Genomic DNA, 25657 nt, shown 5'->3' with positions numbered 1-25657 from the left:
CGAAAGCGAAGGCGAAAGCGAAGGCGAAAGCGAAGGCGAAAGCGAAGGCGAAAGCGAAGGCGAAAGCGAAGGCGAAAGCGAAGGCGAAAGCTCAGACGACGGCGAGTCCGACGACAGCGACGACAGTGGATACTCTGGCGGTGAAGGCAGCGTGGTCGAACGGCAAGGCGAAGATCGCTAACCGGTTATATTCTAGTGTTGGTCAGGAAACGAGATCAGACCTCACCTAGCGTGATATCCAGATTGTTTCGATAGCCAAACTTAAACCAGATGAAATGCCCGAACGTCGTTCGGGCATTTCTGTTTGTTCCGACCTGTTAGTCCCGCAACAATTCATTGATCCCGGTTTTCGAGCGGGTCTTTTCATCCACACGTTTCACGATCACCGCGCAGTACAGGCTGATATTGTTCTTTGATGGCATCGATCCGGCAACAACCACCGAATAGGGCGGCACTTCGCCATATGTGACCTCGCCGGTTTCGCGGTCAACGATCTTGGTCGACCTGCCGATGAACACACCCATGCCCAGAACCGAGCCTTCGCGCACGATGCAGCCTTCGACCACCTCAGAGCGCGCGCCGATAAAGCAATTGTCTTCGATGATGGTGGGGCCTGCCTGCATCGGTTCCAACACACCACCGATGCCGACGCCGCCCGACAGGTGTACGTTTTTGCCGATCTGTGCGCAGGACCCCACGGTGGCCCAGGTGTCGACCATGGTGCCCTCGTCGACATAAGCCCCCAGGTTCACGAAAGACGGCATCAGCACCACGCCGGGCGCGACATAGGCGGATTTGCGAACCACGCAGTTCGGTACGGCGCGGAACCCGGCGGTGCGCCACTGATCCTCGCCCCAACCCGCGAATTTGCTGTCCACCTTATCCCACCAGCCGCCGGCCTGCGGACCGCCCGACTGAATCTCCATGTCCTTGATGCGGAAGCCCAGCAGAACCGCCTTTTTGGCCCACTGGTTCACATGCCAGTCGCCGCTGTCCATCTTTTCGGCCACACGCAGCGAACCGCTGTCCAGCGCGTTCAGCGTATCTTCGATCGCCTCGCGTTGTTCGCCTGAGGTGGCGGGGGTGATGGTATCGCGTGCCTCCCAGGCGGCTTCGATAGCGGCTTCCAGTTGCGCGTTGGACATTTGGCGGCTCCCTGCAGAATCTGTTCACGTTGGTGTTGCCTATACGCAAGCAGGGGACAGGCCGCAATGCGACGCAGAATGCGCGCTTTGCGGCTGATTGCTGCAGTTTCAGCCGTTCAATGGGTCCGGCGAGAGGTTCCCACCACAAACCAGCACCGCCACACGCTCATTGGGTTCCGGCTGATAGGCACCAGACAGCAGCGCAGCCAATGCGGTCGCGCCCGCTGGCTCTACCAAAATCCGATGCGTGCGCCACAGAACCTGCTGGGCTTCGGCGATGGCCTCGTCATTGACCAGAACCGATGCCAGCCCCTGCGCCAGTCCGAAACAGATCGACCCGATCCGCCGCGCGCCCAGCGCATTGGCGGCAATACCCGAAACGGTAACATCCACAGGCTCTCCGGCCTGAAGTGCCGCGTTCAGCGCGCATGAGGTTTCGGGCTCGACCGCCACAACCTTGCGCGCGCCCTGCAACCAGCCCAGCGCGCCCGCGATCAAGCCACCGCCGCCGACGGCAATCAGAACCGTGTCGGCCTGCAGACCCTGCGCCTCCCACTCGGCGAAACAGGTGCCCTGCCCGGCTACGGTTGCGGGCGCGTCATAGGCGTGGATTTGCATCGCACCTGTTGCATCCTCATGCGCTTGCGCCCTGGTCAGCGCGTTAGCGTATTCGCCCGGCACCACGCTCAGATCCGCACCGGTCCGTTCGATCAGCGTGATTTTCGACGGCCCCGCCATTTCCGGCACGAAAATCTTGGCAGGATAGCCCAAAGCACGCGCTGCAAAGGCCGCCGCTGCACCATGATTGCCGCCAGACGCTGCAACGATACCCGCCTTGGGCACATCCTGGTTCAGCAATGTATTGAACGCCCCGCGCGCCTTGAAACTGCCGGTATGTTGCAGATGTTCCAGCTTCATCTCAACCGGATAATCCAGACCCAAAGCCCGGCTTTTCATCACCGGCGTCACCTGCGCGTAGCCGTTGATCCGGTCGGCGGCCGCCAATATTTCACTCTTCCAATTCATTCTTGTTCTTCCGTGACTGGCACTCTGCCCGCGAACCCTATAGCTGTTTCAAGAACACGCAAGCAGGGAACCATCATTCATGAGAGAAGACCGCCTCAGCCCTTTCCGCGACGCGCAGACCGACCGCTCGACCGCGAGCGAGGTGCCGGACACGCCGCAAACACGCTCGCCCGCGTATCGCCTTGCCTTTGCCGATGACGATTTCCTGTGCCGGGATGAGCTGCGCCCGGTTCGCCTGCAGCTGGAACTGCTGAAACCCGAGATGCTCATGACCGAGCGTGAGATCACCTCGACCATCGTCATGTTCGGCGGTGCGCGTATTCCTGAGCCGTCGCAGAAACACACCGCCCGGACCCAGACGCTGGCCAACCTGTCGGAGTACTATGACGAGGCCCGCGAATTCGCCCGGCTGATGACTGAGAAATCCAATGAAACCGGCTGCCGCGAGAACGTCATCGTCACCGGCGGTGGCCCCGGCGTGATGGAGGCGGGGAATCGCGGCGCGCAGGATGCGGGCGGCTGTTCCATCGGCCTGAACATCGTGTTGCCGCACGAACAAGCGCCGAACGAATACGTGACCCCCGAGCTCAGCTTCAACTTCCACTATTTCGCCATCCGCAAGATGCATTTCCTGATGCGCGCCCGCGCCATCACCATCTTTCCCGGCGGGTTCGGAACCATGGATGAGCTGTTCGAATCCCTGACCCTGATCCAAACCGGTCGGATGGAGCGCGTGCCCTTCCTGTTGTTTGGCCGCGAGTTCTGGGAAAAGGTTATCAACTGGGAGGCGCTTGCGGACGCGGGCACCATCTCGGACGAAGACCTTGATCTGTTCCGGTTTGTCGACACGGCGCAAGAGGCGGTCGAGATCATCGAGAACTGGGAACCCGCCCCGCCCCGCGACGAAATACCGGGACGCTGAGCCATGGCCCCGAAGACCGGAGAGATGCTGCACCTGCGCGGCAATGCCTTGAACGCGGGTGAGCCGGTGACGCTGCCGCTGACCCAAAGCAGTATGTATCATTTGCCGGGCGTGACGGACGGCCTGCCCACATACGGCCGAGTCGACAACCCCACTTGGGAGCATCTGGAACATGTGCTGGCCCATCTTGAAGGTGCGCCCTGCCTGACTTTTCCGTCTGGCATGGGGGCAATTTCAGCCGCATTGTTTGCAACCCTGAAGGCCGGGTCGCACCTGCTGATTCCGTCAGATGGGTACTATGTCACGCGCGTGCTGGCCGATCAGTTCTTGTCCGGGCTGGGTGTAACGGTCACCGAACGCCCAACGGCCACCTTTACCGAGGGCGGGTTTGACGGCTTTGATGTGGTCTTTGTCGAAAGCCCCTCAAACCCCGGGCTGGACATGCTGAACCTGCCAGCTATCGCCACTGCTGTACGTGAAGCGGGCGGGATCACGATTGCTGATAATACGACCCTGACCCCGCTAGGCCAGCGCCCGCTGGATATGGGCATCGACGTGGTTGTGGCCTCGGATACGAAAGCCATGGGTGGGCATTCCGACCTGTTGATGGGCCACGTGGCCAGCCGCAATGCACAGATTATGGAACGGGTAGTAGAATGGCGCCGGGTTTCAGGGGCGATCCCCGGCCCGCATGAGGCTTGGCTGTTGCATCGCGGACTGGAAACGCTGGATGTGCGGTTCGACCGTATGTGTTCCTCGGCGCAGGTGCTGGCCGAACGGTTGGCCGTCCACTCGACGGTCCGGCAAATCCGCTATCCCGGTCTGCCTAGCGATCCATCGCATGCGCTGGCCACGGCACAGACGTCGCGGTTTGGGTTCCTGCTGTCGATCACGCTTGAGACCGAGGCCAAGGCCGAGGCCTTTATCAACGCCTGCCCGATGTTGCGTCCCGCAACCTCCTTTGGTGGCGTCCACAGTTCAGCAGAACGCCGCGCGCGCTGGGGCGACGATGTCGACCCCGCCTTCATCCGCCTGTCTGTCGGCTGTGAACCGGTCGAGGAACTGTGGCAGGCGATTGAAATCAGCCTGAACGCGCTATGATTTTTTCTTGGACTCACGCAATTCTGTAAACACATAGATCGGCAGCACTATGCTGGCGATCAGCGCCCCCAGCCAGACCAGAAGCGTGGCCGCCAACAGGTTTGAGATACCTCCAACCGTCAACCCGGCAGTGACAAGATCGGTTATCAGCAAGCCCACAAAGGTAACGATCAGCGCGATGCCACCTTTCAGCGCGGGTGCTTTTTTCTCGCCCAGCTTCAGGATCAGCGGCTCGGCCACCACCTGCACCAGCGTAAAGACGATCACCACGACGATGAAAGAGATCGGCTTGATCGCAAACCCTGACAGCAGCAGCGTGGCCAGTAGCAACCCGATGGCATTGCCGGCCAGCAGGGCCAAGGCGGATTTGATTCTGCGCGTCATGGGGGTCTCCGTCAGAAAATAATTCGAAACGTGCATATGTTAGCAGACTTTCGGGGTTTTGCGAGCGGTTTCAAAAGCCTCTTCCTTTTGGGTCCTTGAAATCGCATGATAAAACCAACCTGTTCAGCCCGACCCGCGAGAGGTGAGATGAGCGACGATCCCTATTCCGCCCTTGGTGTCGCCAAAGACGCCAGCGCCGCCGAAATCAAAAAGGCTTATCGGCGTATCGCCAAGGAATGTCACCCGGATCTAAAGCCCGGCGATGCCGAGGCCGAAGCCAAGTTTAAGGCGGCAGCCGCCGCTTACGACTTGCTCAAAGACCCCGAAAAGCGGGCGCAATTCGACAATGGTGAGATTGACGCCTCGGGTCAGGAACGCCCGCAGCAGCATTATTATCGCGACTACGCCGAGGCCGCCGGGAACCCTTATCGGGGACAGGCTGCAGACCCCGATGACATGTCGGACATCTTTGCCGAGTTCATGCGGGGCCGTGGCGGATACGGCCAGCGCACCCATGAATTCCACGCGCCGGGGCACAATCGAGGCTACAGCCTGCAGATCAGTTTTCTGGATGCGGTTTTTGGGGCCAGCCAGAAACTGAACCTGCCCGATGGCGACCGGATCGAAGTCAAGATTCCCGCTGGCATCACCGACGGCCAAACCATCCGCCTGCGCGGCAAAGGCGATCCGGGCTTTGGCGACGGTCCGCCGGGTGATGCTCTAGTGACCGTCTCGGTTGCCAAACACCCCGTCTTCGATCGTCAGGGCGACGACATACATATCACTCTGCCGATCACGATTGATGAGGCCATTCTGGGCGGCAAGGTCCCTGCACCCACCATCGACGGTGGCGTTAATGTCAGCGTTCCTGCGGGCACCAGCAGCGGCAAGACACTGCGCCTGCGCGGCAAAGGGGTTAAGAAACGCGGCTCAACCGAGCGCGGCGATCAGCTGATCGAACTGACAATCGCGATGCCCGGACAGATCGACGAAGACCTAAAGCAATTCATGGAGACATGGCGCGAGAGCCACAGTTATGATCCGCGTAAAGGAATGCCGTCATGACCCGCACCCTGACCGAAGAGCAGCTGATCGCAACCGTCACCCGCCTGACCTCGACCCGGTTGACCGAATACTTGGCCGCCGAGATCGTGATCCCCGAACAAACTGATCAGGGCTTGGTCTATCACAGCCTCGACGTCGCCCGTCTGGAACTGGCCTGCGAATTGCATGAGCAATACGAGATGGAACCCGACGCGCTGTCGATGATGATTTCGCTGATCGACCAGATGCACTGCCTGCGCGCAGAACTGCGCGAGGTGCTGAACGCGGTTGAGGCGCAGCCTGAACCCGTGCGTCAGACCCTGATCGAGGTGATCGGAGCCGCCCGCCTCAAGCGCAGTTGATCAATTGCCGACGGTGTATTCTTCGGGCACGAAAAAGGTGTAGTCCCGGTCAGCGACCGCCTCGTGGCAATCATGGCAATAGGCGACCGAATTTGCGCGCGCACCCATCGTGTCCCCGAACAGCGATCCGTCTGGCATCACCATGATATAACGCCAGTCACCCGTGTCGGGGCTTTCGCCTTGGGCCAGTTTTTCCATTACGAACAAAGCGCCGGGATGGATATTGCCTTCATCCGTGACGGTCACGCTGTCCTTGGCCAAAACCGAGCCTTTGGGCAGCTTTTCCCCCTCGGCCAGCGTTCCATAGTTATGAGCCATGCGATTAGCATAGCTGTTCACATACCGCTGACCATGGGTGGCCGAGATATAGGGCGCATCGTTGAACAATGGCCAGTTCTGATAATTCAGGAGCAAATCCAGCTGTGCAGCGCCATAACCCCGCGCCATGCGCCGCTGCAGAGATTCATAGATGCGCAATGCTTCCCCCTTGGACAAATCCGCTGGATTCTCGATGGCGATATGCGCGTCTTCACCAGTTGATTGCGCAAACCCGTCGGTTGCGGACAACCCCGAAATTGACAGCACTGTCAGTGAGATTGAAAACACACGTTTAAATCGTAAAAACATATGGATGGCCTACCTGTTTCTTAAGGTTCGCCTGAAAGCCGCCTATCATGTTTGAAATAAGATAGCGGCCCTGAACAAACGCGCCACGGCCAGACCACGGCTTTCACCGCTTTGTGCGCAAGAGTGACATGCGCCGATCCAGCCCCGACGCTTAAAACATACCAAATTTCGCATGCAAAGAACAGCAATGCGAGAATTTATTTATTGTCGACCACTTGGCGACAATAACACGCCTCAGCTTTTAACCCCGGCTTCGGCCTCGATCTGTTTGCGCGATTTTCGGGCGCGTTCCGTGGCCGATTTCAATTGACCACAAGCCGCCATGATATCCTCGCCCCGCGTCTTGCGGATGGGTGAGGCGTAACCCGCCTGGTAAATGATATTCGCAAAGGCCCGGATGCGATTGTTCGAGCTGCGCTTGTACGGCGCGCCCGGCCATTCATTGAACGGGATCAGGTTAATCTTGGCCGGGATGTTATGACGCCTGATATGGTCGATCAGGCGATGCGCATCCTCGTCTCTGTCGTTCACGCCATCCAGCATCACATATTCAAAGGTGATCCGTTCAGAATTCGATGCGTTCGGATAGCTGGCCAGCGCACCCAGCAGTTCCTCGATATTCCAGCGCTTGTTGATCGGCACCAACACGTCACGGGTTTCATCCGTGGTGGCATGGAACGAGATCGCCAGCAGACAACCGATTTCCTCAGCCGTGCGCGCGATTTCAGGCACAACACCCGAGGTCGACAGGGTGATGCGGCGGCGCGACAGGGAAATCCCCTCGGGATCCATGGCGATCTTCATCGCGTCGCGGACGTTTTCGAAATTATACAGCGGCTCACCCATGCCCATCAGAACGATGTTCGACAGCAGACGGGTTTCGTCCTTGGGCGCGCCTGGAACCGGCCATTCCTCAAGATCGTCGCGCGCCATCATCACCTGACCGACAATCTCGGCCGCGGTCAGGTTGCGCACCAGTTTTTGCGTACCGGTGTGACAGAAGGAACAGGTCAGCGTGCAACCCACCTGAGACGAGATGCACAGCGTGCCGCGATCTTCTTCGGGGATGTACACGACCTCAACCTCGTGCCCGCCCGCGATACGGCACAGGTATTTGCGGGTGCCGTCCTCGGACACCTGACGCGTAACAACCTCGGGGATTTCGATCACGAAGTTTTCGGCCAGTTGTGCGCGATAGGCCTTGGCCAGATTGGTCATCTCGGCAAAGTCGCGCACACCCCATTGATAAATCCATTGCCAGATCTGACCGGTGCGCATCTTGGCCTGCTTTTCCGGCGTGCCATGTTCGATCAAAACCTCACGCAGCTGGGCGCGGGTCAGGCCGACAAGGTTAATCTTCCCCTCGGGCAATTTGCGGGGGATGGTCATGACATCTTGAGTGATCGGCGCTTTGGGCGACATGTGGTTATCTCAACGGATTCTGGCTTGGGATGCGCCTCTATATAGGATCGCTGGCAAAGATCAAAAGGAATCGTATCAATCAATTCGCAAAGCGCAGCAACTCGTCCACACGCGCGCGTCCCAGATCGACCCGGCACGCGGTGATGGCGATGCCAGTACCGGACCCTCCGCCATAGGATGCGCCCACCGCTTCGCACTGCGCATCGCGGTAGCTTGCCCAGGCTGATTGCGAAGCTTCCAAGGCGGGCTGCGCCACGACCCGCTCGGTGATCTCGTCCAACTCTTTGGCCGATTGCATGGCAAATCCGTAGCTCTCCTCCAGCGCCAAACTGACCCGATCTTCCATCTCGCCAACACACGCCCCAATTTCCACCTGAGAACTTGCGTCTGAACATTCCAACGTTGGGTCTGCCAGTGCCGCAGAGGAAAACAACAATATGATCAATACGTACCGCATGACTCGCTCCTGCCAGAGGTTCCCACCGCCGACGGTAGCACGCGAACTACTGCGCCCCAAATACAGATTGGCCGCACCGTCAACGCCGATGCGGTCGAAATCAATGCTATCAGGTAAGCCGCTTCAGATGCCCGCTGGCAGGATATCGCAATCTGCTGCATCCAAAGTTTTTACCGGATCCTCTGGTCCACATTGCTCACCGGATACGGGATAGGTTTCAGAATCTTTTTCACACGCGCTCAACAACACGGCGACTGCCATCATCAGCGCGACAATAGGCTTATTCAGCATTCGTAAGCTCCTTCTATTCAGCTGAACTAATTAGTTCAGAAATGTCAGGGGCTCGCTTTGATACGGATCAAACTTGCAGACAGACGTGGCGTAAAGCCGACACTTGGCGCTTCAAAAAAAGAAAACCCCGCCAAAAGACGGGGTCTCGCGTGTCTTCAGATACGTATCAGTTTGTGCAGCGTTTCTCGGCGTCTTCAATCGCTGCCGTAAAACCCAGCAACGAGAATGTGTCCTTGGTCTGCGTCCCACGCTCGGACCGGGCGGTCAGAACAGCCTCAGTGCCCCGCTTCATCGCTGCAACCACCTTGAGGTCTTCGCCTTCGGTTGCGGGCCAGGCCCATTCGCCTTCGGTGATCAGTTCAAACTCGGTCCCGTCGATTTCAAGATTGACGGTTGAGCCTGCCGCGAACGGATAGCCGCCGGTAAAGGTCACTTGCCCCTTCACCTCGGCGTTGGGACGATAGAACACGAACAGCAGGATATCGCTGCGGCGGACCGAGACCACCCGGCCACCGCGTGTGTTGACGGTTTCCTTGGGTGCAGACACGCTCCAGCATTCGGTGGGATCGTCTTCGACGAACACGCTCCAATCGGTTTTGGCTGCCACACGGTTGGTGCTTGACGCCTGCTGAGCGGTTGCCGTAGTGGCCATCCCTGCCATGCACAGGCCCGCGATTACACGGACGAGTTTCAATCCCATCTGTCCAGCCTCCTAGCTCGACCTATTACCTCATACCCATCGGAAAAGCCTGCGCACCCTGCCGGTTCGTCTGTAAGTTGCGTATTCCGATGATTGTCGACATACACACACTAACGCAGGTTTCGCCACAGGCGAAAGGGCGATTGGCAGAATTTTGCGCATATTACGGAGAGGCCTGATGACGCAGCCGGTACCAATGACAGAACTATGGCGCGGTCCCTTGTTGGAAAGCCTGCATCTGGGCCACGCGGTGATCTGCGATGACAGTGGCCAGATCGTACAATGCTGGGGTGATCCAAGTGCGATTATCTACCCCCGCTCTTCGGCCAAGATGATCCAAGGTCTGCCGCTGATCACCTCAGGCGCCGCGGCGAAATATGGGCTGAACAGCGAGCATCTGGCACTGGCTTGCGCCTCACACAGCGGCGCGCATATCCACACTGACCGCGTGACCGCCTGGTTGGACCATCTGAACCTGTCCGAACATGATCTGCGCTGCGGCCCGCAAGAGCCGCAGGATATGGCCGCGCGCGACGGATTGATTCTGGCCGACGACACGCCTTGCCAGATTCACAATAACTGTTCGGGAAAGCATTGCGGGTTCCTGACCGTGGCCCAGCATATGGGGGCCGGGCCGGAGTATCTGGAAATCGACCACCCAGTTCAGCAGGCCTGTCTGTCAGCCATCGAAGAAACAACCGGTGAGGCCAGCCCCGCCTATGGGATAGACGGATGTTCAGCGCCGAACTTTGCCACCTCGCTGGTGGGGTTGGCGCGATCGATGGCGTGGTTTGCCTCGGCCGCCGACCGGTCGGACCGGGCCAGCGATGCGGCGCAGCAATTGACCGCTGCGATGATCAAGCATCCCGAACTGGTTGCCGGCGAAAGCCGCGCCTGTACCGAACTGATGCGCGCGATGGAGGGCCGCGCCGCGATCAAGACCGGGGCCGAAGCTGTTTTCATCGCCATCATTCCGGAAAAACGCATGGGCGTGGCACTGAAGATCACAGACGGCACCACGCGTGCCGCTGAATGTGCCATCGCATCCATTCTGGTCCATCTAGGTGTGCTGGAGGCCGAACACCCGGCCACCCGCAAATTCATGAACGCCATTCAGTACAGCCGCCGCGGGCTGGAATGCGGCATCATCAAGCCTGCGCCGGGTTTCCCCGGCTAAGGCGATCACATCTCGATCGGATGAATCTCGGCCACTTCGACCGAGCCTGATCCGTTGACGACCATGGGGCAGCCCTTGGCCATCTCGTTGGCGGCGTCGATGCTGTCGGCCCTGATGACCGTGAACCCCGAGGCCGGGTTGGCACCGCCATTGTCGACAACACCGCTGTTGCTAACGGTATAGGACTGGCCCACCGGGTTGCCGGGGATGTCCAGCGCATCGCCCATATTCTGGAACCATGCGCCCCAGGCGGCCATAGTCGCTTCGATTTCGGCGGGGTCGGTTGGGGTGTGACCGCCGTGATAGACAAACAAGAACTGAGGCATTTCTCTTCCTCCCTAATGAAAATCTTAAAACTGAGCTTCCAGCTTGCGCAGTGACGAAGTCCAACCCTGGTTGTGGTTGGCCGCGACCTCGGCATCGGCCAATTCGCGGTGATCAAGAACCAGCTTTGCACCAGCTTCCGTCGCTGTGACCGTCAGCGTCACGTGGCTTTCCGCTCCGCGCTGATCCTGATCGTCATGCCAGGCCCAGGTGAACCCCACTGAATTCGGCGGATCAACATGGGTCACCTGCCCGGATACTTTGTATCGCTGCCCTTCGGCATTCACCATGACCGAGTGCCACGGCCCAAGGCGTGAAAAATCCAAATCATGTTCGGGCACATGCATCCCTTCGGGGCCCCACCACTGCAACAGCTTTGCACCATCGCTGATCCAGGCAAACAGGTTTTCCTGGGATGTGGGAAACGCGCGTTCCAATTTCAGGTCGGCCATGAATTCTCCCTTTCAATCAAATCGTTCAAACGGTCGAGGCTGCTTTCCCAGAATTGCCGTTTCGAGATGGTCCATTCCGCGATGGTCCGCAGCCCCTCGGGCTGGATGGAATACATGCGTTGACTGCCCTGCACTCGCTGCTGCACCAGCCCGGCGGCGCGCAACACCTTCAGATGGCGCGAGATCGCGGCCCCTGACATGCCGCGCCCTTCTATCAGGTCACCAGCGGGCAGTTCACCGTCTTGCATCAACTGCTCGACAATCGAGAATCGGGTGGCATCGGACAATGCCGAAAATGCGGTCAGAAGCGTGTTCATGACCATTGTTTAACATTTTTGTTAAATAAAGGGAAGCCCCTTGCGATCAGACCTCGGTAAAGGCCGCGCGGGAATAGCCCTGCAGGTACAGCAATGCCGTCAGATCTCCGTAATTGATCCGAATATCGCATTTGGCGGCGACCGAAGGTTTGGCATGCAGCGCCACACCGGTTCCGGCCCGGCTCAGCATGCCCAGATCATTGGCGCCATCGCCCACAGCAATCACGTCGGCCTCGGACAGGCCCAGCCGCTTGGTAATCTGCGCCAGCGCATCCACCTTGGCCTGTTTGCCCAGAATCGGGCGCTGTACATCGCCGGTCAGCTTGCCCTTTTCGGCCAGCAATGTATTGGCGCGGTTTTCATCAAAGCCAAGCAGATCAGCCACCCTCGCGGTGAAGGCCGTAAACCCACCCGACACCAGGGCCGCATAGCCCCCGTTCAGGCGCATCGTCGCAACCAGTTCCTTACCGCCCGGCATCAATGTAATGCGTTCGTTCAGAACCTTGTCGATCACCGCCTCATCCAGGCCCTTCAGAAGGCCGACACGTTCAATCAGCGCACCTTCGAAATCAAGCTCACCATTCATGGCCCGCGCGGTAATGTCTTTGACGCGATCGCCCACGCCCGCCTCATCGGCCAGTTCGTCAATACATTCCTGCTGGATCATGGTGCTGTCCATATCGGCCAGCAGCATCAGCTTGCGGCGTTTCCCGAACGGCTGCACGATCAGGTCGACCTCTAACAACTGCAGCTCTGCCCAGACGTCCCACTGATTATCAGGCAGCTCGGGAAACGTGAACTGCGCCGCCTCATCTTCGCTGAGCCAAACCAGATCGCCCCCGCCCCACGCGTTGCACAACGACTCGACCAAAGCCTGCTCGAGCTTCGGCATGTTCGGATTGGTCAACAGAGTGGCTACGTACATCATCGGTCTCCTGCAGGCTCCCCCGCGCATAACGCAGGGGCCGCCAATTCACCAGAGACAGTTGATATGTTTACCCCAGAATGCCAGGCAATCGCAGCCCATGGGCGCGGGCGCAATCCTTTGCAATTTCATACCCAGCATCCGCATGCCGCCACACGCCCGAGGCCGGATCGTTCCACAGCACACGTTCCAACCGTCGGGCCGCGTCCTCGGTACCATCGGCACAGATCACCACACCCGCATGTTGAGAGAACCCCATGCCGACCCCACCACCGTGATGCAGCGAGACCCAGGTCGCGCCGCTGGCGGTGTTGATCAGAGCATTCAGCAGCGGCCAATCGCTTACGGCGTCAGACCCGTCCAACATCGCCTCGGTCTCGCGGTTCGGGCTAGCGACGGAACCGCTGTCCAAGTGATCCCGGCCGATCACGACCGGCGCTTTCAGCTCACCATTGGCGACCATCTCATTGAACGCCAACCCGGCGCGGTGGCGGTCGCCCAACCCGATCCAGCAAATCCGCGCAGGCAGGCCCTGAAACGCAATCCGTTCCTGCGCCATGTCGAGCCAGCGATGCAGATGTTCGTTCTCGGGGAACAGCTCTTTCATCTTGGCGTCGGTCTTATAGATATCCTCGGGGTCGCCTGACAACGCACACCAGCGGAACGGACCGATGCCTTTGCAAAACAGCGGACGGATATAGGCGGGAACGAAGCCGGGGAAGGCAAAAGCGTTCTCCAACCCCTCATCCTGTGCCACCTGCCGGATGTTGTTACCGTAATCCAGAGTCGGCACGCCCGCGTTCCAAAAATCAACCATCGCGGCGACGTGTTGTTTCATCGACGCACGCGCAGCCTTTTCAACTGCTTTAGGGTCCGTTTCACGCATTTCACGCCACTGCGCCATGGACCAACCAATTGGCAGGTAGCCGTTGATCGGATCATGGGCGCTGGTCTGGTCGGTGACGATATCGGGATACGGGCGGACGCCTTCGTTCCCTCTTTTGAAGATTTCTGGGAACACCTCGGCCGCGTTACCCAACAGGCCCACGGATTTTGCCTCGCCCGCTTTGGTCCAGCGGTCGATCATCTCCAACGCTTCGTCCAGAGTCTCGGCCTTTTCGTCGAGGTATTTGGTGCGCAGGCGGAAATCGATACTGTCTGGATTACATTCGACCGCAAGACAGCAGGCACCGGCAAAAACGGCGGCCAGCGGTTGCGCGCCCCCCATGCCGCCCAAGCCCCCGGTCAGAATCCACTTGCCGGTCAAGTCGCCGCCATAGTGTTGACGTCCTGCCTCAGCAAAAGTCTCGTACGTACCCTGAACGATGCCTTGAGTGCCAATGTAGATCCACGAGCCGGCCGTCATCTGGCCGTACATCATCAGACCCTTCTTATCGAGTTCGTTGAAGTGATCCCAAGTTGCCCAATGGGGCACTAGGTTGGAATTGGCGATCAGCACGCGGGGCGCGTCCTTGTGCGTCCGCACAACGGCGACCGGCTTGCCGGATTGAACGATCAGGGTTTCGTCCTCTTCCAGATCCTTCAAACCGGCAACAATAGTGTCGAAATCCTGCCAAGTCCGCGCCGCGCGGCCGATACCGCCATAAACCACCAGTTCATGCGGGTTTTCGGCCACGTCCGGGTGCAGGTTGTTCATTAACATCCGCAGCGGGGCCTCAGTCAGCCAGCTTTTGGCGTTCAGCTCGGGGCCTGTCGGCGGATAGATATCGCGCGTGTTCTTGCGAGGGTCGGTCATGGGATCTTCTCCAATGCAGTGTCTTGGATGGCTTCCAGAATATCGCGCAGCCAACGACGCAGGCGGTCGGCCTTGGCAGTGTCATAACTCCACGGGGCGGCCTCGGCTGTCAGGTAAGTGGATTGCGCCAGTTCCATCTGTATGGCGTGCAGACCGTCGGCCGGACGGCCATAGTGGCGGGTCGTCCAGCCACCCCGGAACCGCCCGTTCAGAACGGTGCTGTAGGGCGACGATGCGGCAAATTCATGTGTAATAGACTCTATGTCTGGCGCACAGGTCACTCCCCCATCCGTCCCAATATTCATGTCGGGCAACATACCTTCAAACAGAAATGGAATGCGACTGCGGATCGAGTGGCAATCGAACAGAACAGCCACGCCGTGCTTTGCCCGCACGCGCTCCAACTCTTCGGCAAGCGCGGCATGATAGGGTACATGGAAGGTTTCGCGCCTCTGACCGATCTCATCCTCTGACGGTTCCTGCCCGTCGCGCCAGATCGGTTGCCCATCGAAATCGGTCAACGGCACCAGCGTTGTCGTGTTTTGCCCTGGGTAAAGCGAAACACCGTCGGGATCGCGATTGGCGTCGATGACATAGCGATGAACATGCGACTGAACCACCGTCGCACCACTCAAAAGCTTTTCATAGAGCCTGTTTATGTGCCAATCCGTGTCCCCCAATGCACGCCCAGTGTCATTGAGACGAGCTGCAATGTCATCCGGCACATAGGTCCCGCCATGCGGTTGTCCCAAGACGATAGGGCCATCCCCGTGATGCACGCTAACCACCTGCATCACACCACCTCGGGCATTGGGGTGCCAACGGCCCGTAGGATCGACGCCCCGGCTACCAGTTGTTTCGCGGTCTCCAAGTCAGGGGCCAAATAACGATCTTCGGTCAGGGCCGGAATGTCAGCCCGCAACCGAGCAATGACCTGCTTCAAGGGCCCGCTGGTGACCAGCGGCGCGCGAAATTCAACCCCTTGAGACGCACACAGTAATTCCACACCCAGAATGTAGTTCAAATTCTCGACCATTCGGATCAGGCGCCGCGCACCATGGGCCGCCATCGAAACATGATCCTCCTGGTTGGCCGAGGTGGGGGTGCTGTCGGTGACACAAGGATTGGCGAGGTGCTTGTTCTCGCTCATCAACGCAGCCGTGGTGACCTCGGCAATCATAAGGCCAGAATTCAACCCCGGATCAGGGGTCAGGAAAGGCGGCAGATCAAAGCTGAGCGTCGGATCCACCATCAGGGCAATGCGACGCTGCGCGATAGCACCGATCTCGGACACGGCCAGCGCGATCATATCAGCGGCGAACCCTACAGGTTCAGCATGGAAATTCCCGCCCGAGACAATCCCGTCGGCCAGAACCAGCGGATTGTCGGTGGCTGCGTTGGCCTCAACCTCAAGCGTGGCGGCGGCCTGCCGCAATACATCCATTGCTGCGCCCGTGACCTGCGGTTGACAGCGGATGCAATAAGGATCCTGAACGCGGGTGTCGCCCTCACGGTGACTTTCCCGAATTTCCGACCCGTCCAGCACGGCGCGCATGGCGCTGGCGGCTTCGGTCTGGCCACGATGACCACGCAAAGTGTGAATTTCAGGCCGCAGGGGTGCGGTGGACCCCATGATCGCATCGGTCGACATGGCCGAAACAACCAACGCGCTTTGCGCCGCGCGCCAAGCCTCGAACAACCCAGCCAAAGCAAAGGCGGTTGAAAACTGGGTGCCGTTGATAAAGGCCAGTCCTTCCTTGGGACCCAGTTGAATAGGCTCTAAATCAACTGTTTTCAGTGCTTCAACCCCCGGCAGGACAGTGCCGTTCACCTCGGCCTCGCCCGCGCCAATGACCACTGCGGTCATATGGGCCAACGGCGCCAGGTCGCCCGATGCCCCAACCGAACCTTGTGCCGGGATCACCGGAGTGACCCCGCGGGCCAGCATCTGCTGCAACAGCTCGATCAGCTCCCACCGCACGCCCGATGCACCGCGACCGAAGGACAACAGCTTGAGTGTCATCATTAGCCGGGTCAGCCTTTGCGGTATGGCGGGACCAACACCGCAACAATGGCTGAGGATCAGGTTGCGCTGCAGGGTCGAGGTGTCCTGCGCCGCGATTTTGAGGCTGGCCAGTTTCCCAAAACCGGTATTGACGCCATAGACGGGGTCATCGCCCCGAGCCGCCGCCTGAATACGTTGCGCCGCCGCATCGACTGCGGGCTTGCAGTCAGAATCCAGTGAAACAGCCGTTTGATCCCAATAGATCTCGGCCAGCTGCGCCAAAGAAACCTGACCGGGCTGCAAAATCAGAGACGTCATTCGATCCCTCCGAAAAGGCGTTTGTGCAGTGGGTTGAAGCCAACGCGATAGGCCAGTTCCGCCGGATGAGTGACATTCCAGATCGCCAGATCCGCCCTATGCCCCGGCGCGAGAGTGCCCGCATCGTTGATCCCCAACGCGCGCGCGGCGTTGCGGGTGACACCAGCCAGCGCCTCTTCAGGCGTAAGACGAAACAGTGTGCAGCCCATGTTCATGGTCAGCAGCAGCGAGGTCAGCGGCGAAGAACCGGGATTGCAGTCAGTCGCCAAAGCCATTGGCACTTGATGCTGGCGCAGCAGATCAACGGGTGGCACCTGCGTTTCCCGCAGTGTGTAAAACGCGCCCGGCAACAGCACGGCCGTGGTTCCGGCCTTTGCCATGGCTGATACACCATTGGCATCCAGGTATTCGATGTGATCCGCCGACAAAGCCCCGTAAGAGGCCGCCAGTTGCGCGCCCCCCAGATTGGACAACTGCTCGGCATGCAGTTTCACCGGCAGGCCCAGCTCTTGCGCCACATCAAAAACCAGGGCGATTTGTGCGGGGTTAAAGGCGATTCCTTCGCAGAAACCATCCACCGCGTCCACCAGCCCCTCGGAATGGGCCGCGCGCAGGGTTGGGATGCAGACCTCGCGAATATAGTCGTCGGGGCATTCGGCATATTCCGGCGGCACCGCATGTGCGCCCAGAAAGCTGGTTTTGACGCGGACAGGGCGGGTTTCACCGATCTGGCGGGCAACGCGCAGCATCTTCAATTCGGTCTCGGTATCCAACCCATAGCCCGACTTGACCTCAAGGGTGCTGACACCCTCGGCAATCAGGGCGTCCACGCGGGTTAGAGCATCTGACAAAAGCATCTCAGCGCTGGCGGACCGCGTGGCGTTGACCGTGGAGAGGATACCACCCCCGGCACGGGCGATGTCCTCGTATGAGGCGCCATTCAGCCGCATTTCGAACTCAGTTGCGCGGTTTCCGCCAAACACCACGTGGGTATGTGCGTCGATCAGCGACGGAGTGATCAACCGTTCACCGAAATCCTCGACCGGCCAATCGGCATATTCCGGCGGCAGGTCCTGGCGTTCGCCGACCCAGACAATCTTTGCCCCGTTAACGGCGATCGCTGCATCCCGACACAGCCCATAGGGCGTGCCCCCTTCTGACATCGTGGCCATCCTGGCGCTGAGTAAGACCGCTTTTCTGGTCATGGCGATTCTTTTCGGCTCCCCTCTTGTTTGATTTTTATGTATATGTGTAAAGATATGAAGTCTACACATTATGGAAATCAAAATGCAGATTCATGCCAAGACAGCTTTATTAGGCTCTGATTGGGTTCACGATGTGCGAGTAGAAATCGACCATGGGCGTATCAGCCGGGTTCGGTACCAGGCGTCGGCACTGCCTGATGATACACGCGTCGACGTTCTTTTGCCCGCTTTGGCAAACCTGCACAGCCACGCCTTTCAACGGGCCATGGCGGGCATGACGGAAACCCGCATGGCCGGACGCGAGAGTTTCTGGACATGGCGCAACCTGATGTATCGCTTTCTGGATCGGTTGACGCCCGACCAGATCGAAGCCATCGCCGCACTGGTTTTCGTGGAGATGCAGGAGGCCGGGTATGCCTCGGTCGGTGAATTCCACTATGTCCATAACCAACCCGGCGGCGCGGCCTACGATCAACTCTCGGAACTAAGCCAGCGTATCTTTTCCGCCGCACACCAGTCAGGGATCGGTCTGACTCATTTACCGGTCCTCTACACCTATGGCGGCGTTGCGCAGGACCCGCTGTCAGGTGGGCAGTTGCGGTTCAGCAATGATGTGTCCCGTTTTTTGAATTTGGTGGATGATTGCCGTAAAAAACTGCCACACACTGACTCTATATTGGGGGTTGCGCCACATTCCTTGCGTGCAACTTCACCGGCAGACCTGCGCGAACTGCTGCAAAACACACCCAAGGGTCCAGTCCATATCCATATCGCCGAACAGGTTCAGGAAGTCGCCGACGTACAATCCGCGTTGGGCCAGCGTCCGGTGGCCTGGCTGCTGGACAATGCAGACGTGAACGTGCGGTGGTGTCTAATCCATGCCACCCATATGACCGATGCCGAAACCCGCGCGCTGGCCCAGTCCGGCGCTGTGGCGGGGCTGTGCCCGATCACCGAGGCCAATCTGGGCGATGGTATTTTCAACGGCGCGACCTATGCCGAGGAAAACGGGCGATTTGGAGTCGGATCAGACTCTAATATTAGGATTTCTTTGCCCGAGGAACTCCGCACTCTGGAATACTCCCAACGTCTGCGCGATCAACAACGTGCCGTCCTGGTACCGGGCGAAGGCTCGGTCGGGCACGCGCTTTTTACCGGTGCCGCGCGAGGTGGGGCCCAAGCGCTTGGACGTGACGCCGGTGAGATTGCCGAGGGCAAGTTGGCTGACCTGATGGCCATTGACCGGACCCACCCGACGCTCTGCGCATTGGCGGATAATCAATTACTGGATGGGCTGTGTTTTGCCGCCCCTGATGGGTTGGTCACCGATCTGTGGTCGGCCGGCCGGCATATGGTGAAGCAAGGCCGCCACGTCGCACGTGATCAGATCATATCCGCCTATAGATCCGCGATTGCGGGCCTGCTGGCCTCGGTCTAAAGGAACGGTCATCATGCCCCAATCCAGTGACACCACTAGTTACAAAGACATCAAGAAAACCGTTCTGTCCCGCATCCGGTCGGGCGAGTGGCAGCCCGACTCTCTGTTGCCCAACGAACAGGATCTTGCGGTCGAGTTTTCCTGCACCCGTACAACAGTGAACCGCGCCCTGCGGGAGTTAGCTGACGAGGGCTATCTGGAACGCCGGCGCAAGGCTGGTACGCGGGTGTTGAGCGCACCGCAGCGACAGGCCCGTTTCACCATCCCCATGGTCCGGGACGAGGTTGAGGCGATGGGCGGCACGTATCGCTATGCGCTGGTTTCTTCCAAGTTAGAGACTGCTCCGGAATGGCTAAGCGCCCGATTGGCTCTGTCTGCGGGGCAAAGCGTGATGCATGTTCGCTGCATGCATTTCAACGGCAACACGCCGTTTCAGTTTGAGGATCGCTGGATCGTCACGGCCTCGGTCCCGCAGGTGGAGCAGGCAGATTTCTCGCAGATCGGACCGAATGAGTGGCTGATCCAGACCCTGCCCTTCACCAATGTCGAACTGAGTTTTCTGGCCAGCCGTGCCGATACAACACTCGCCGGGTTTCTGGACGTCCCCGAAGGAGAACCGGTCTTTACCGGAGAGCGCATCACCTGGTTGCAGGGTCAGCCCGTGACCTTTGCCAAGATGTTTTTTGCCGCTGGGTATCGCATGACCACGCAATTCTAAACCGCACCCGGATTTCTCTTTACCCTCTGCTCAATCCGATACAGATTCACCCAAGATTGAGCAGGTGCAAAGGAAAGACGAAATGGGTAACCCGCTGTACGAACGGCTGTTTGGCATTCACGCGGGCAAACACACACCGTTTCTTCATCTTCCTGATGGTCAGATCCTGACCCATGCCGATTTTCTGGACATGGCCGCGCAGATCGCCAATACCCTAAGCGGATACGAACTTGAGCCCGGTGAACGCGTGGCCGTACAGGTGGAAAAATCGCCCCAGGCGCTGGCGCTGTATGCTGCCTGCGTGCAGACCGGATTGATCTTTCTGCCGCTGAATACCGGATACACCACGGCCGAGTTGCAATATTTCATCGAAAACAGCGGTGCGAAACTGGTTGTCTGTGACGCCGCAAAAGAACAGGGGCTGGCCCCTATCGCCGCCGCCCAAGACGCCCGGTTAGAAACGCTCAACGCCGATGGTTCGGGAAGCCTTATGCGGCGGGCGCTGGGGATGTTGCCCGCGTTTGAGCCGGTCCAGCGGTCCGAGGATGATCTGGCTGCATTCCTTTATACCTCGGGCACAACAGGGCGATCGAAGGGCGCGATGCTGACGCAGGCCAATCTGCTGTCAAACGCTGAAACGCTAGTGCAGGAGTGGCAGTTCACGGCGGATGACGTGCTGCTGCATGCGCTGCCGATCTTTCACACGCACGGGCTGTTCGTGGCGACAAATGTGGCGCTGTCCGCGGGCGGGTCGATGATCTTTTTGCCGAAATTCGATCTTGAAGACATGTTGCGGCTGATGCCGCAGGCCACGACGATGATGGGAGTTCCAACCTTTTACACCCGCTTACTGGGCGATGAGCGGTTCACCGACGATCTGACCCGGCACATGCGTTTGTTCATCTCGGGCTCGGCGCCGTTACTGGCCGAGACGCATGAGCGGTTCGAAGCGCGCACTGGCCATCGTATCCTTGAGAGGTACGGCATGACCGAGACCAACATGAGCACTTCGAACCCCCATGACGGCGAACGTCGTCCAGGCACGGTAGGCTTTCCCCTGCCCGGCGTCGAACTGAAGGTGACCGACCCTGAAACTGGTGCAGACTTGCCGCAGGGTGAGATCGGCATGCTTGAGGTGCGCGGCCCCAACGTGTTTCAGGGCTATTGGCAAATGCCCGAGAAAACCGCCGCCGAGCTGCGCGAAGACGGGTTTTTCATCACCGGCGATCTGGGGCGTTTGGATGCGGACGGGTATGTCCACATCGTCGGGCGCGGCAAGGACCTGATCATCTCGGGCGGGTACAACATTTACCCCAAAGAGGTTGAGCTGGTTCTGGATGACCAGCCGGGCGTGTTGGAAAGCGCCGTGATCGGCGTGCCGCACCCGGATTTCGGCGAAACACCGGTCGGCATTCTGGTGCCCGAGCCGGGACAGACACTGGACCCCGAGGCCATTCTGGCCAACGTGCAGAACTCGCTGGCCCGGTTCAAACACCCGCGCAAACTGATCGTGCTGGAAGAGTTGCCGCGCAACACGATGGGCAAGGTGCAAAAGAATTTCCTGCGTGAGGACTACAAGGACCTGTTCACCAAGGGTTAAGGGATCAGCGGCACACGGCCATCGTTGGTGAGCAGCCAGCAATCCTGGCCCTCAAACACCGCCGGAACCAACGGTCGCCCCATCCCGGCACCTCCGTCCAGATTGATCCGGTTACCGCGATGCTCAGCCTGTTCCGCAGGTGTGTGCCCATGGACCACCAGCCACGGGTGCGGTCCCGGATCATCCAGAAACTCGCCCCGTATCCAGATCAGGTCTTCCTCGGTCTGATCGGCCAGCGATACACCGGGGCGAATCCCGGCATGGACGAACAGAACCTCATCCTGGTGATGGTACGTCACCAGCCGGTTCAGAAAGTCGACATGGTCCGACGGCACCGCTGCCCTTGCGCGGTCGAGAATTTTGTAAACGCGTTCTTCTTCGGTGTACGTCACACCGTACGACGCCAACGTCTCGGTCCCGCCCAAACGCGCATGCAGCCAGTGTTCGCCGATCCGCAATTTGGCCTCGGCGGTCGAACCATCGTGCATGAATCTGGCGAACATCCGGTCATGATTGCCCAACAGAAAAACCCAGTTCCGTCCGACCTTTTGCCCAGCGACCAAAAGGTCCAGAACGCCACGACAATCCGGCCCACGATCTACATAGTCACCCAAAAACACGATCCGCGCATCCCGCCCACCGTCCTGTTCGATAAGGTGCAGCGCATTTTCAAGCATCTCTAACTGCCCGTGGATATCGCCGATGGCGTAGATGGCGGATGTCATGAAAATCCCTCGGATAAACGCGTACCCGGCTTTTGGCGCGAAATGCGTGTCAGGAAAAGAAAATACCCGCGCCTTGAGGGGCGCGGGCAAGAATTGTTCCAGAAATTCAACACTGCTTAGGCGACGTCGAACTCCAGCGGTTTGATCTGGGTGAACAGACCGGTTTCCGCCAGCTTGGCGCGCGCCTCGGCCGGAACCGGCTCGTCCACGTAAAGCAACGCAATGGCTTCGCCGCCTGCTTCCGCCCGGCCAAGAGTAAAGTTGGCGATGTTGACGTCATTGTCACCCATGGTCTGACCCAGTGCACCGATGATGCCCGGCACGTCCTCGTTGGTGGTGTAGAGCATGTGCGCACCCACCTCGGCCTCGATATTGATACCCTTGATCTGGATGAAACGTGGCTTGCCGTCGCTGAAGACCGTGCCCCCGATCGAGCGTTCGCGCTTTTCGGTCACCACGGTCACTTTGATATAGCCTTCGAATGCACCGGACTTGTCCTGGTTGGTGGTCGAGATTTGAATGCCGCGCTCTTTGGCGACGACCGGAGCCGAGACCATGTTCACCTCGGGGTTGAACTTCTTCATGATCCCCGCCACGACCGAGCAGTTCAGGGCCGCCAGGTTCATCTCGGAGGCGACACCGTCATAGAGGATGTTAATCGCCTTGATCGGCTCATCTGTCATTTGACCGATGAAGCTGCCCAAGTGACCGGCCAGCTTGATCCACGGCCCCATGATCTTGGCTTCTTCGGCGGTGACGCTGGGCATGTTCAGCGCGTTTTCCACCGCTCCTGTCAGCAGATAGTTCGAGATCTGCTCGGCCACCTGCAGCGCCACGTTTTCCTGCGCCTCGGTCGTGGCCGCACCCAGATGCGGCGTGCAGACGACGTTGGGCAGGTTGAACAGGGCGTTTTCCTTGGCCGGTTCCTCGCTGAACACGTCAAAGGCCGCACCGGCCACATGACCGGATTGCAGCGCCTCGGACAGCGCGTCCTCGTCGACCAGACCACCACGGGCACAGTTGACGATGCGCACGCCTTTCTTGGTCTTGGCCAGGTTTTCGCGGCTCAGGATATTGCGGGTCTGGTCCGTCAGCGGCACGTGCAGGGTGATGAAATCAGCGCGTGACAGCAGTTCGTCCAGTTCGACTTTCTCTACGCCCATCTTGGCGGCTTTCTCTTCGCCCAGATAGGGATCATAGGCGATGACCTTCATCTTCAGGCCCAAGGCGCGTTCGCAAACGATGCCGCCGATATTGCCCGCGCCGATGACGCCAAGGGTCTTGTTGGTCAGCTCGATTCCCATGAACTTGGACTTTTCCCACTTACCCGCATGGGTCGAGGTACTGGCCTCGGGGATTTGCCGCGCAACGGCGAACATCATTGCAATCGCATGTTCGGCCGTTGTGATCATGTTGCCAAAAGGCGTGTTCATCACGATCACGCCTTTTTTCGAGGCAGCCTCTTTGTCCACATTGTCCGTGCCAATGCCAGCGCGGCCAATGACTTTCAGGTTGTCAGCCTTTTCAAGCAGGGTCGGCGTGACCTTGGTGGCCGAACGGATGGCAAGACCGTCATACTGACCGATCACCTCGGCCAGCTTGTCTTTGTCCTTGCCAAGATCGGGCATGAAATCCACATCGATGCCGCGATCCCGGAAGATTTGAACGGCGGTTTCGCTGAGCTTGTCAGATACGAGTACTTTGGGGGCCATATCTCTGGTCCTTGAATTGTAGGGAAGGTCCGGGCCTGATGGGGCCCGGTGAAAAAGGTCAGGCGGCTTCGGTTTGCGCCGCGATCTCGGCCTCAAAAGCCCAGGCCAGCCAGGGCAGCATCGCCTCGATATCCGAGGTTTCGACCGTACCGCCGCACCAGATGCGCAGGCCCGCAGGCGCGTCGCGATAGGCGCCGATATCCAGCGCGATATTCTCGACCTCCAACCGTTTCGCCACGGCTTTGGCAAAGACTGCGCCATCTTGAATGCGGTCATCGGTGAACTTCAGGCATACCGAAGTGTTCGACTGCGTCGCGGCATCCTCGGCCAGATTGGCGATCCAGTCGTTCCGGTCACAGAATGCATGCACCGCACCGGCATTGGCATCAGCTCGGGCGATCAGCCCTTGCAGACCACCAACTGAGCGCGCCCAATCCAGCGCGAACAGGTAATCTTCGACCGCCAGCATCGAAGGCGTGTTGATCGTGGCACCGGTAAAGATGCCGTCGATCAGCTTACCGCCTTTGGTCAGGCGGAAAATCTTCGGCAGCGGCCAGGCAGGAGTATAGCTTTCCAGCCGCTCCACCGCACGGGGTGACAGGATCAGAATCCCATGCGCGGCCTCACCACCCAGCACCTTCTGCCAGCTGAATGTGGTGACATCCAACTTGCCCCAGGGCAGGTCCATCGCAAAGGCTGCGCTGGTCGCATCACAAATTGTCAGACCCTGACGGTCATCCGCAATCCAGTCGCCATTGGGAACCCGCACACCCGAGGTGGTGCCGTTCCATGTGAACACAACGTCATTGGCGAAATCGACGGATGCGAGATCAACGATCTGCCCGTACCCGGCCGTTTTCACCTCGGCGTCGATCTTCAGCTGCTTGACAACATCGGTCACCCAACCCGAGCCAAAGCTCTCCCAGGCCAGCATCTCGACCTTGCGTTCGCCAAGCAGAGACCACAGCGCCATCTCGACCGCGCCGGTGTCCGAGGCGGGAACGATGCCGATCTTGTAATCCGCCGGAATGCCCAGCACCTCGCGCGTGCCTTCAATGGCCGCCTTCAGCTTGTCCTTGCCAACGGCTGCACGGTGCGACCGACCCAGCGCGGCATCGGCCAGTTTGGACAGATCAAATGTGGGGGGTTTGGCGCAGGGGCCCGAGGAAAAACGCGGATTCGCCGGCCGCGTTGCCGGTTGTTCGATGGTCATGTGTATTACCCTTCCAGATACACGCCCCTCGTTGGGGAGGGGTGTCCCACGGACAGGGGTATGAGGCCTTCGCAGATCCAGCAAGCAAAAAAGACCGTTCACCCGCAGAAAACGACATAGGGTGGGTACGCAATTTGGAACACAGGTTTCCTATTGGCGAAAAATCCCGCCGGTATTCCGGCGGGGTTTTGTGTTTTGTGTTTATTCTGCGGCTTCTTCGTATGCGTCCATTGGTGGGCATGTGCAGACGAGGTTTCGGTCGCCATATGCGTTGTCGACGCGGTTGACGGG

At 59.2% G+C, this 25657-nt stretch carries 28 protein-coding genes; 9 read left to right on the top strand and 19 right to left on the bottom strand.

Features of this window, described 5'->3' with window-relative positions; translation table 11 throughout:
• Positions 1 to 181 (top strand): hypothetical protein (locus ACR0B8_RS20030; RefSeq protein ID WP_480659423.1); only part of this gene is annotated, 181 nt, incomplete at its 5' end.
• A 136-nt stretch (positions 182 to 317) separates the two neighbouring features.
• Here the strand turns inward: ACR0B8_RS20030 and dapD are convergent.
• Together dapD and ACR0B8_RS20020 are read right to left on the bottom strand one after the other, a co-directional pair.
• On the bottom strand, positions 318 to 1145 hold the full coding sequence (gene dapD / locus ACR0B8_RS20025; RefSeq protein ID WP_170351104.1) for a 2,3,4,5-tetrahydropyridine-2,6-dicarboxylate N-succinyltransferase: 828 nt from the start codon (positions 1143 to 1145) through the stop codon (positions 318 to 320).
• A 108-nt stretch (positions 1146 to 1253) separates the two neighbouring features.
• On the bottom strand, positions 1254 to 2171 hold the full coding sequence (locus tag ACR0B8_RS20020; protein WP_480659422.1) for a threonine/serine dehydratase: 918 nt from the start codon (positions 2169 to 2171) through the stop codon (positions 1254 to 1256).
• 79 nt (positions 2172 to 2250) lie between these two features.
• On the opposite strand from ACR0B8_RS20020, the gene ACR0B8_RS20015 reads away from it, so the two are divergent.
• Positions 2251 to 3093: an LOG family protein gene (locus ACR0B8_RS20015; protein WP_170351106.1), complete on the top strand. Its 843-nt coding sequence runs from the start codon at positions 2251 to 2253 to the stop codon at positions 3091 to 3093.
• A gap of 3 nt (positions 3094 to 3096) precedes the next feature.
• On the top strand, positions 3097 to 4194 hold the full coding sequence (locus tag ACR0B8_RS20010) for a cystathionine gamma-lyase (RefSeq protein WP_170506762.1): 1098 nt from the start codon (positions 3097 to 3099) through the stop codon (positions 4192 to 4194).
• Here the strand turns inward: ACR0B8_RS20010 and ACR0B8_RS20005 are convergent.
• A complete protein-coding gene (locus ACR0B8_RS20005) occupies positions 4189 to 4578 on the bottom strand; it encodes a hypothetical protein (protein WP_170362792.1) in 390 nt (129 codons plus the stop codon). The two genes, ACR0B8_RS20010 and ACR0B8_RS20005, sit on opposite strands and share 6 nt — an antisense overlap.
• A gap of 147 nt (positions 4579 to 4725) precedes the next feature.
• Here ACR0B8_RS20005 and ACR0B8_RS20000 point away from each other — a divergent pair, with 147 nt between their 5' ends.
• Both ACR0B8_RS20000 and ACR0B8_RS19995 read left to right on the top strand, forming a co-directional pair.
• Entirely contained in the window at positions 4726 to 5643 is a 918-nt protein-coding gene (locus tag ACR0B8_RS20000) for a DnaJ C-terminal domain-containing protein (RefSeq protein WP_170362794.1), read from the top strand.
• Positions 5640 to 5984, top strand: a complete 345-nt coding sequence (locus tag ACR0B8_RS19995; protein ID WP_170362796.1) for a hypothetical protein — start codon at positions 5640 to 5642, stop codon at positions 5982 to 5984. Before ACR0B8_RS20000 ends, ACR0B8_RS19995 begins: the two co-directional genes overlap by 4 nt.
• Here ACR0B8_RS19995 and ACR0B8_RS19990 read toward each other — a convergent pair whose 3' ends face one another.
• The 5 genes from ACR0B8_RS19990 to ACR0B8_RS19970 all read right to left on the bottom strand — a co-directional run bounded on the left by ACR0B8_RS19990 (position 5985) and on the right by ACR0B8_RS19970 (position 9481).
• Positions 5985 to 6611 (bottom strand): cytochrome P460 family protein, encoded by a 627-nt coding sequence (locus ACR0B8_RS19990; RefSeq protein WP_170362798.1) that lies wholly within the window; start codon positions 6609 to 6611, stop codon positions 5985 to 5987.
• Positions 6612 to 6845: 234 nt separating this feature from the next.
• A complete protein-coding gene (gene rlmN / locus ACR0B8_RS19985; protein ID WP_170362800.1) occupies positions 6846 to 8033 on the bottom strand; it encodes a dual-specificity RNA methyltransferase RlmN in 1188 nt (395 codons plus the stop codon).
• Between the two features lie 79 nt (positions 8034 to 8112).
• Complete coding sequence (locus tag ACR0B8_RS19980) at positions 8113 to 8490, bottom strand: lysozyme inhibitor LprI family protein (RefSeq protein ID WP_170362802.1); 378 nt, start codon at positions 8488 to 8490, stop codon at positions 8113 to 8115.
• A gap of 123 nt (positions 8491 to 8613) precedes the next feature.
• On the bottom strand, positions 8614 to 8781 hold the full coding sequence (locus ACR0B8_RS19975; RefSeq protein WP_170351114.1) for a hypothetical protein: 168 nt from the start codon (positions 8779 to 8781) through the stop codon (positions 8614 to 8616).
• Positions 8782 to 8947: 166 nt separating this feature from the next.
• Positions 8948 to 9481, bottom strand: a complete 534-nt coding sequence (locus tag ACR0B8_RS19970; protein ID WP_170351115.1) for an invasion associated locus B family protein — start codon at positions 9479 to 9481, stop codon at positions 8948 to 8950.
• 178 nt (positions 9482 to 9659) lie between these two features.
• Between ACR0B8_RS19970 and ACR0B8_RS19965 the strand changes: the two genes are divergently transcribed.
• Entirely contained in the window at positions 9660 to 10658 is a 999-nt protein-coding gene (locus tag ACR0B8_RS19965; protein WP_480659417.1) for an asparaginase, read from the top strand.
• Positions 10659 to 10663: 5 nt separating this feature from the next.
• On the opposite strand, the gene ACR0B8_RS19960 is transcribed toward ACR0B8_RS19965, so the two are convergent.
• From ACR0B8_RS19960 to hutI, 8 genes are all read right to left on the bottom strand, one after another.
• Positions 10664 to 10984: a YciI family protein gene (locus tag ACR0B8_RS19960; RefSeq protein ID WP_170351117.1), complete on the bottom strand. Its 321-nt coding sequence runs from the start codon at positions 10982 to 10984 to the stop codon at positions 10664 to 10666.
• Between the two features lie 24 nt (positions 10985 to 11008).
• Positions 11009 to 11434 (bottom strand): SRPBCC family protein, encoded by a 426-nt coding sequence (locus ACR0B8_RS19955; protein WP_170351118.1) that lies wholly within the window; start codon positions 11432 to 11434, stop codon positions 11009 to 11011.
• On the bottom strand, positions 11422 to 11751 hold the full coding sequence (locus ACR0B8_RS19950) for an ArsR/SmtB family transcription factor (protein WP_170362806.1): 330 nt from the start codon (positions 11749 to 11751) through the stop codon (positions 11422 to 11424). The genes ACR0B8_RS19955 and ACR0B8_RS19950 overlap by 13 nt, the downstream gene beginning before the upstream one ends.
• 46 nt (positions 11752 to 11797) lie before the next feature.
• Positions 11798 to 12676 carry a phosphoserine phosphatase SerB gene (gene serB, locus ACR0B8_RS19945; protein ID WP_226689262.1) on the bottom strand — a complete coding sequence of 293 codons (879 nt, stop codon included), beginning with the start codon at positions 12674 to 12676 and terminating at the stop codon, positions 11798 to 11800.
• Positions 12677 to 12746: 70 nt separating this feature from the next.
• Positions 12747 to 14432, bottom strand: a complete 1686-nt coding sequence (gene hutU / locus ACR0B8_RS19940) for a urocanate hydratase (RefSeq protein ID WP_480659414.1) — start codon at positions 14430 to 14432, stop codon at positions 12747 to 12749.
• Positions 14429 to 15226: an N-formylglutamate deformylase gene (gene hutG, locus ACR0B8_RS19935; RefSeq protein ID WP_226689264.1), complete on the bottom strand. Its 798-nt coding sequence runs from the start codon at positions 15224 to 15226 to the stop codon at positions 14429 to 14431. The genes hutU and hutG overlap by 4 nt, the downstream gene beginning before the upstream one ends.
• On the bottom strand, positions 15226 to 16755 hold the full coding sequence (gene hutH, locus ACR0B8_RS19930; RefSeq protein ID WP_170362814.1) for a histidine ammonia-lyase: 1530 nt from the start codon (positions 16753 to 16755) through the stop codon (positions 15226 to 15228). Before hutH ends, hutG begins: the two co-directional genes overlap by 1 nt.
• Positions 16752 to 17960 (bottom strand): imidazolonepropionase, encoded by a 1209-nt coding sequence (gene hutI, locus ACR0B8_RS19925; RefSeq protein WP_170362816.1) that lies wholly within the window; start codon positions 17958 to 17960, stop codon positions 16752 to 16754. The genes hutH and hutI overlap by 4 nt, the downstream gene beginning before the upstream one ends.
• Positions 17961 to 18042: 82 nt before the next feature.
• On the opposite strand from hutI, the gene ACR0B8_RS19920 reads away from it, so the two are divergent.
• From ACR0B8_RS19920 to ACR0B8_RS19910, 3 genes are all read left to right on the top strand, one after another.
• Complete coding sequence (locus ACR0B8_RS19920; RefSeq protein WP_226689265.1) at positions 18043 to 19398, top strand: formimidoylglutamate deiminase; 1356 nt, start codon at positions 18043 to 18045, stop codon at positions 19396 to 19398.
• Between the two features lie 13 nt (positions 19399 to 19411).
• On the top strand, positions 19412 to 20116 hold the full coding sequence (locus tag ACR0B8_RS19915) for a GntR family transcriptional regulator (protein WP_170351126.1): 705 nt from the start codon (positions 19412 to 19414) through the stop codon (positions 20114 to 20116).
• Positions 20117 to 20198: 82 nt separating this feature from the next.
• Positions 20199 to 21716 (top strand): malonate--CoA ligase, encoded by a 1518-nt coding sequence (locus tag ACR0B8_RS19910; protein WP_170362823.1) that lies wholly within the window; start codon positions 20199 to 20201, stop codon positions 21714 to 21716.
• On the opposite strand, the gene ACR0B8_RS19905 is transcribed toward ACR0B8_RS19910, so the two are convergent.
• The 3 genes from ACR0B8_RS19905 to ACR0B8_RS19895 all read right to left on the bottom strand — a co-directional run bounded on the left by ACR0B8_RS19905 (position 21713) and on the right by ACR0B8_RS19895 (position 25366).
• A complete protein-coding gene (locus ACR0B8_RS19905; RefSeq protein ID WP_226689266.1) occupies positions 21713 to 22441 on the bottom strand; it encodes a metallophosphoesterase family protein in 729 nt (242 codons plus the stop codon). The genes ACR0B8_RS19910 and ACR0B8_RS19905 overlap by 4 nt on opposite strands.
• A 116-nt stretch (positions 22442 to 22557) precedes the next feature.
• The gene (gene serA / locus ACR0B8_RS19900) at positions 22558 to 24153 is read right to left on the bottom strand and encodes a phosphoglycerate dehydrogenase (RefSeq protein WP_170400093.1); all 1596 of its coding nucleotides are present in this window, start codon (positions 24151 to 24153) and stop codon (positions 22558 to 22560) included.
• 58 nt (positions 24154 to 24211) lie between these two features.
• Entirely contained in the window at positions 24212 to 25366 is a 1155-nt protein-coding gene (locus ACR0B8_RS19895; protein ID WP_170553283.1) for a phosphoserine transaminase, read from the bottom strand.
• Positions 25367 to 25657: the final 291 nt, after the last annotated feature.

The sequence above is a fragment of the Ruegeria sp. BH6 genome, from assembly GCF_056538105.1.
This window is presented reverse-complemented; position numbering and strand designations above follow the sequence as displayed.